This window comes from Arcicella sp. GW458-12-2-14-TSB2, from assembly GCF_059423785.1.
Map to the genome: position 1 here is coordinate 42,376 of NZ_JBWKYN010000017.1, position 8,009 is coordinate 50,384.

The 8,009-nt window shown below is 34.9% G+C and carries 4 protein-coding genes; 3 read left to right on the forward strand and 1 reads right to left on the reverse strand.

Annotated elements, in window-relative coordinates; all coding sequences use genetic code 11:
* Positions 1-3: 3 nt before the first annotated feature.
* From AC07XN_RS04345 to AC07XN_RS04355, 3 genes are read left to right on the forward strand one after another with little or no spacing between them, the layout of a single operon-like run.
* Positions 4-2,283 (forward strand): DUF5682 family protein, encoded by a 2,280-nt coding sequence (locus tag AC07XN_RS04345; protein ID WP_494742149.1) that lies wholly within the window; start codon positions 4-6, stop codon positions 2,281-2,283.
* A gap of 30 nt (positions 2,284-2,313) precedes the next feature.
* Complete coding sequence (locus AC07XN_RS04350; RefSeq protein ID WP_494742150.1) at positions 2,314-5,235, forward strand: DUF4132 domain-containing protein; 2,922 nt, start codon at positions 2,314-2,316, stop codon at positions 5,233-5,235.
* Positions 5,235-6,419, forward strand: a complete 1,185-nt coding sequence (locus AC07XN_RS04355; RefSeq protein WP_494742151.1) for a VWA domain-containing protein — start codon at positions 5,235-5,237, stop codon at positions 6,417-6,419. The genes AC07XN_RS04350 and AC07XN_RS04355 overlap by 1 nt, the downstream gene beginning before the upstream one ends.
* Before the next feature lie 89 nt (positions 6,420-6,508).
* On the opposite strand, the gene AC07XN_RS04360 is transcribed toward AC07XN_RS04355, so the two are convergent.
* Positions 6,509-7,753 (reverse strand): MFS transporter, encoded by a 1,245-nt coding sequence (locus AC07XN_RS04360; protein ID WP_494742152.1) that lies wholly within the window; start codon positions 7,751-7,753, stop codon positions 6,509-6,511.
* Between the last annotated feature and the right edge of the window lie 256 nt (positions 7,754-8,009).

Here is an 8,009-nt window from a genome sequence, read left to right on the forward strand (position 1 = left end):
ACTATGCCTATAACAATCCTCGGTATTCGTCATCATGGTGTGGGGTCGGCAAAAAATGTGGCTGAACGTCTGGAACAATTGCGGCCTGATATGATTTTGATTGAAGGTCCACCCGAAATCACAGATGCGTTAACACTAATTGGGCATTCCGACTTAAAACCGCCTGTTTCGGTGATGATTTATAACACTGAAAATCCCAAGCAATCGTCTTTTTATCCATTCGCTGAGTATTCTCCTGAATGGGTTGCGGCCATTTATGCCAATAAAAATAACATTCCTTTGCGGGCAATGGATTTGCCTGCCGCAATCTCTTTCCAGATAGCTTATCTAAAACAGCAAGAAGCTCAAGCAGTTGCTGAAAAAGATAATGATACCGAAGATAATAATACCCCGATTATCGATACTGAACCTATCCATTTGCTTGTCCCTCGTGATCCACTTAGCTACTTAGCCGAAATCTCCAACTTTAGTTCTGGAGAGGCTTTTTGGGAACATTATTTTGAGAAAAACTATATTAAGGATACCGAAATTGACCATTTTGGTGCTGTTACTTTGGCCATGAGTTCTCTCAGAGAACAACAGATTTTATCATCTTTAGATGAAGAAAATGTCTATCGTGAAGCTTATATGCGTGAAATTATTCGGAAAGCACAAAATGAATTATTTAGCAATATCGTCGTGATTTGCGGGGCTTGGCACGCACCAGTATTACAAGAATTGAATAAATCTGCAAAGGCAGATACAAAGATTTTAAAGGCTTTGCCCAAAACTAAAATCAAAGTATTGGCAACTTGGATTCCATGGACAAATCAACGACTATCGATACAATCGGGTTATGGGGCAGGTATTCATTCACCAGGATGGTTTGAGCATCTCTGGAAAACGCCCCATGAATATGATTTACGTTGGCTGACCAAAGTAGCAGAAGTTTTCAGAAAAAAGAATGTAGATATTTCTACTGCTCATATCATTGAAGCTGTTCGCTTGGCAGAAAATTTGGCAGCCTTACGGAACTTTTCTAAGCCCAGTTTAGAAGAACTCAATGAAGCCGTTTTGGCCGTTATGTGCATGGGTGATAAAATCATGCTGAATTTAGTACGAGAGCAACTAATTATAGGGAAAAAATTAGGCAAAGTACCTTCTGATATTCCAAAGGTACCTTTACAAGAAGATTTTGAGCGAATCATCAAATCTCTCCGTTTACCACTGACTGCTAATGCTAAGCAATATGATTTAGATTTACGCAATGAAAATGATTTAAAAAGAAGCATTTTTTTGCACCGGCTGGAGATTCTAGGAATTCCTTGGGCAAAACGAATAGATAGTAGAAGCAAAGGTACTTTCAAAGAATCGTGGAAATTGGAATGGGAACCTGAAATGATGATTTCATTGATTGACAAAGCATTTTTGGGCAATACTATCCAGATAGCTACACAGCAAATTATTGTGAACCAATTATACAATGAAACGTCAGTCGGAAAGGTTGCCGAATTGATTCAGAAAACAATTCCCGCTGAATTATTTGATATTATTGGCGTGCTTTTAAACAAAGTAAACGAGCTTGCTACTATTTCAGCCGACATCATGGATTTAATGTTTGCCTATCCCCCATTAGTACAGGTAAGCCGTTATGGAAACGTTCGTAAAACCGACCTTTCAATGATACAAGGTATTGTCGATAGTCTAATCACTAAAATATCCATTGGCTTGTCTAATGCTTGTTATGGATTAGACGAAGCCAATGCTGAGAATATGTTTCTTAAAATCGGACAAGTAAACGACGCCGTTCTATTGAGTGACAAACCTGAGATAGACCAAATATGGATGGATGCGTTGAGTAAGTTATTAGATAAATCAGGTGTAAACCAACTCATAAAAGGCTGTACCTGTCGCTTATTATTAGATGCACAATATCTTTCAGAAGACGAAACAGACAGACAATTATCTTATTCATTATCAGTCAATAATGAACCCATAGAAGTAGCAGCATGGATTGAAGGGTTTTTAAGGGGTAGTGGAATGATTTTGATTTACGACCATAAATTATGGAACCTAATTTATCGTTGGGTAGATCAAATTAAGGAAGAAGTTTTCATGGAATTATTACCCATTTTGCGTAGAACATTTTCCAAATTTGAATATGCTGAACGCCGCCAAATTGGTGAAAAAGCAAAAGAAGGAATTATTACGCAAGATTATACGAAAGCATCCAAGATAGGGCAAGAATTAGACAAAAAACGAGCAGAAATGGTTTTGCCTGTGTTGGAAATGTTGTTATTCTAAACGTGAAGAAAATACTAAACATTATTAACAATGAATGAAGAGCAAAAAGGCAATAGTTTAACTGAACAAGAACAAAGACTAGAGCTTCTAAAAGTTAGAAATATTATTTCGGGGTACTCGTGGGTTAATACTAATCAAAAGAGCCTCACGAATGCTGTTTTTGATTATTTATTAGGTTTAGATTCTTTTCCTCAAGGTATTATTTATGGCACCATTTCAAATTATATTATTCCGAATAAAATCATAGAAGCAATAAATCCATTAGATGCTCTGACAGATATTGATGATAGATTTTTTAACCTTGTAACATCTTATTGGATCATGGGGGAGGGATTAATGATTCAATATTTAGTGAAATATATTCCTTTTGAAAATGGAGTAAATTTGATTGATTTATTATCATTAAAACTTTCAGGATATCAAGTTTCCATTAGCAAAAATAATCTATTAAGGAGTTTATTGTATAAAGGGGGTAATGTATTACGGAATGGAGAACGCTTAACTTCTGGTGGAATCTTTGTCAAAGAACAAATAACCAATGACTTTAATAATGCCTATCAAGTACCTTTTCAAGATAATAAAGAACATATTTTTTGGGATTTTTTATTTTTTGCCAATCCTAATCTTGCGGAACAGCATATTGAAAGGTTTTTTGCATCAAATTGTAAGATTGCAGATACGTTATTGGTAATAAAAATTCTATTAGAGAAGAATACAGAAAAATATTATCCTCAGATAATAGCCTTTCTCAATGAGAAAAAGAATGCTAATTTACTTGCTTCTTGTTTTGGTCTTTTAGAGGAATATGCTCCAAAACATTTTGAAGAAGATGAGCTAGAGCTTGCAAAAAAATATTTTGAATTTGGGTATAGCTTTTATTTTCACGAAACAATAAGTATAGACCCATTTTCTGTGTCGTTAAAAATTATTTTGAAGCACTGTAAATCTTCAGAGGATTTCCTTACAAATTACCCTAAAAAAGGATTAGCAATTACTTTATCGGAAAAATATCTCATGCTAATATTTGAGGCTTATGGCGACAAAAGTCAAATTATATTTGAAGAATTATTTGAAAACCATATTTCTGAGAAAAGTAATAATAAAGCAATTTTTGAATTTATTGCGAAATTCAACTTCAATCATCTCATTCCCAAACTCCTTGTTTTTGTAAGGAGTGATAATAGAACATGCCGAGATCAAACCGTAATTCTATTAGCAAAACTTGGCGACCAAATTATACCTGAGGCAGTGAATTTGTTAGAGGAGAAAAATATCGAGAAACGGAAATCTGGAGCAAAAATTTTATCTTTAATCAAATCTGAAAAAGCCCAAGAAATTTTAACAAATGTTATTGATACAGAGAAAAATGATGATACTCGTGACACCATGTTAGAAGGTATAGTAGCCATTATTTCTAATCAAAACACACAAGAAGCTATTCTCCAGAAAGTCCAAAAAGCAAAAGCAAGAGAAAAATTAGAAAAGCCTTTAGAAAGATGGCTAGACGAATCAACACTTCCTGCTATATATTGGAGTAGCTCTAATCAAATAATTGATCTTGAAACAATTAGGTTTTTGTTTTACCGTATGAGTAGAACAAAGGATATTCGTACCGATATTGAAGCCAAGCCATTAATTATGTTGATTGATAGAACGTCGAGTGGTGATTTCGCAAAGGCTTTGATTAAAACGTATTTTGAAAATGGTGCAGATGCAAAGTACAAATTTTGTTTAACCTTGGGTGGGCTTTTAGGAGACGATGAAGTAATCAACTTATTCAGCCAAAAAGTGATTGAATTTGCTGAAACAAGTAGAGGGAAGATGGCAGAATATACTGTGAAGGCACTAGCATTACAAGGTTCAACAAAGGCTTTGAGAGCTGTTGAGTTTTTTTCCAGAAAGTATAAAGCTAAAAATAAAAATATTGGAGCGGCCGCTAATGAATCTTTTATACTTGTTGCTGAAGAATTGGGTATTACTCCTTATGATTTGGCCGATTCAATTATTCCCAATTTTGGTTTTGATGGATTGTTTAGACGATTTGAAGTTGGAGATGAAGTTTTTCGTGCTTTTATTAATACTGATTTTAAAATCATGTTTTTCAATGAAGACAATAAATTATTGAAATCCCCTCCCAAGGGCATCAATAAAGAATTGGCAGAAGAACTAAAAGAAGTTTCAAAAGAAATCAAGGATATTGTAAAATCTCAATCTAATCGATTAGAACAATACTTAATCATTCAACGAAAATGGTCTTCTGAAAAATGGCAAAGCTTTTTCCTAGAAAATCCAATCATGTTTGTATACGCAGTCCGACTGATTTGGGGCGCTTATAATTCATCAGGAGAATTACTATTTACTTTTCGATGTGAGCAAGACCAAACACTTATTAATGAAGATGGCGATGAGATAGAATTATTACCAGTATTGCAAATTGGAATGGTACATCCAATTTCACTTTCATCTCAAAGTATTGATTTTTGGAGTAGTAGTCTTTATGATGCTAACCTTATGCCTATTTTCCCACAACTTAACAGAATGGTAGTATTGTTAAAAGAGGAAGATCGTTCATTGAAAATGAGCGAAGAGTTTAGCAATGTCAAACTTGGAGGCTATTCTTTTGTAAACAAAATGGATAAATTAGGTTGGATTCGAGGGTCGGTAGTAGATGCTGGTGGAATAGCCAGTTATTACAAAGACTTTTCAGAAGCAGGAATTACTGCTATCATCATACAAAAAGGAATGATTGGCATAGGCTATCTTGAAGAAAATGCTGAATTAGGAAGTTTAATGTTTGTTCACAAAGGGAAAGTTGCATTTGGAAGTTATGTTTATGACGAGCCAGAAAATATCTACGATACACGTCTAATTGACTTTGAGAATGTTCCATCAATTGTTTATTCAGAAGTTATGGCAGATATGATTTCATTAAAAGCAATTCAGGTTCAATAATGGAAAACGAAGAACAACTTAAAAAATGGCGGTTAATTCTAGGTGGAGATGAAGCCGATGGTATTGGTTGTCAATTATCTGATTCAGAAATACAGATAGATAAAGCTTTGACTGCTTTATATGATTTCGATAAAAAGCAAAAATTTGATTATACTCAGTCAAAAAGTAAAGGTGGTAGCGAAGGTTCAAGACCAAGTGTTGCTCGTTGGTTGGGCGATATTCGTAGTTATTTCCCACAATCAGTTGTGAAAGTCATGCAAAATGATGCCTTAAAACATCCCGAATTGCAGAGAAAAATGATGCTTGAACCCGAGATTTTAGAGCAAACTACACCCGATGTTCACTTGGTGGCTACGCTGATGGAATTAGGGAAATTAATCCCTGAAAAAACGAAAGATACTGCTCGACGAGTGGTTGAAAAAGTTGTAGATGAATTGATGCAAAAATTAGAACAAAAAACAATTGCAGCTTTGTCTGGTGCATTAAATCGTTCTGTCAGAAATTATCGTCCTCGCTACAATGAAATTGATTGGAATACTACCATTAGAAAAAATCTAAAACATTATCAGCCTGATTATAAAACCATTATCCCAGAAGTAAAAGTAGGTTATGGACGTAAAGCAAAGCGTTCACTCAAAGATATTGTACTTTGTTTAGACCAAAGTGGTTCTATGGGGACATCAGTAGTGTATTCGGGAATTTTTGGAGCGGTGATGGCTTCTTTGCCTAATGTAAAAACCAAGATGGTTGTATTTGACACACAAGTGGCTGACCTTACTGAAGATCTACAAGACCCCGTTGATTTACTTTTTGGCGTGCAATTAGGAGGCGGAACTGATATTAATTTGGCTTTACAGTATTGTCAAGAGATTATCAAAAAACCTGACGATACCATTTTAGTACTGATTACAGATTTATTTGAGGGCGGAAATCTTGAACAGATGAAAAAACGTGCTGTTGCTTTAGTCGAATCGGGCGTTCAAGTGATTTGTTTGTTAGCTCTCAATGATGATGGAAGTCCTTCTTATGAGCCTTCAAATGCTAAATTCTTTTCTCAGCATAATATCCCTGTCTTTGCTTGTACACCTGATATATTTCCCGATTTGATGGCTTCTGCTATCCAGAAAAAAGACTTGTTCCAATGGGCGGGGGAAAATGATATTGTGTTAAAAGGAATTTCATAAGCCAATAAAAGAGCTTTAGAAAAGAAGAGCATTCTTGGTACACACAAAATTCTTTCTTTACACTAAAGCTCTTTTAAATAATTTATCTTCTAATCTTCTTCTAAATAATCCAAATCTTTACCATGTGTTTCAGGAATGGTTAAAATAGAATAGAATGCTAGGGTAAAGCAAATTATGCCAACAATGGCAGCGGCATGAAATACTCCTATTCCTCCTTTCAAATTTGCATAAAGTAAGGTCATCCCGATTACCGTTCCGCGTACCATATTCGGAACAGTTGTTGCGGCTGTTGCTCTAAGGTTTGTTCCAAATTGTTCTGCACCGATAGTAACAAACATTGCCCAATACCCTACTGAGAAACCCATACATATACATAATGTATATAAACCAGAGGCTGTAGAAATACCCGCATAAAGAAAGACAATGCTACAAATCAATGAAAGGATTAATAGAATTGTAACGGCTTTCTTTCTAGATTGTAATACTTGACTTATTACACCACTAGATAAGTCACCTATGGCAAGACCTACATAGCAAAACATAATAGCTTTGCCTGGTTCAATGTTTTCTGGAATGCCCAATTTCTTTCCGAATTCATTGGCAAATGTTGCCAAAATACCTATTACAAACCATGTTGGCATACCAATGGCAATACACTTTAAATATCGTTTTAATCTATTCGCATTTGTAAAAAGAGCGAAGAAATTGCCTTTGCTGACATGTTTATGTTTCTTAGCATTTTCAAACATACCCGATTCAAAAACACTTATTCGCATCAACAAAAGGATAATTCCTAATCCGCCTCCGATAAAATAAGCATTACGCCATCCCCCAAATTGTGTTACGGTAAAATAAGCTGCCACGGCTCCGAACAAACCAACACCAGCGACTAATGACGAGCCTAATGCTCTTAACTCTTTAGGCAATACCTCAGAAACTAATGTAATGCCTGCTCCTAACTCGCCTGCTAAACCTACGCCTGCTACAAATCTTAAAATAGCGTAAGTAGTAGGGTCTTGAATAAAGCCACAGGCGATATTAGCAATAGAATAAGTAATGATTGACCCAAACAATACAGATAACCTACCTCTTTTATCACCTAAAACGCCCCATAAAATTCCGCCGATTAATAATCCCCCCATTTGCCAATTAAGGATATCTTTTCCGACCGAGGAGATTTCTTCTTCATTCAATCCTAAATCTCGTAAACTTGAAACTCGAACAATGCCAAATAGAAGGAGGTCATAGATATCTACAAAATAACCTAAAGAGGCCACAATCACTGGGATACTTAAAAGATGTTGTAAAGGAGTTTTTGAAAGCGTGGTAGTCATATTCAATTTGTTAAAAACGGGTTTGTTACAAAAATCGTAAGGAAAAATAATCAATCCTATTTTATTTTCAACATTTATAGCACTAGTCTGATTTTATATATGATTTTAATCAGACTTATCTGTAGATAATATCATACCCCACAGCAACTTATATATAGTAATATTGTACAGACAATTTATAATAAGTATTTTTTTGTTACTCTTTTCAATCAATTTACGACTAACATCTTTGAAATATCGTATGTATTATTAAAAG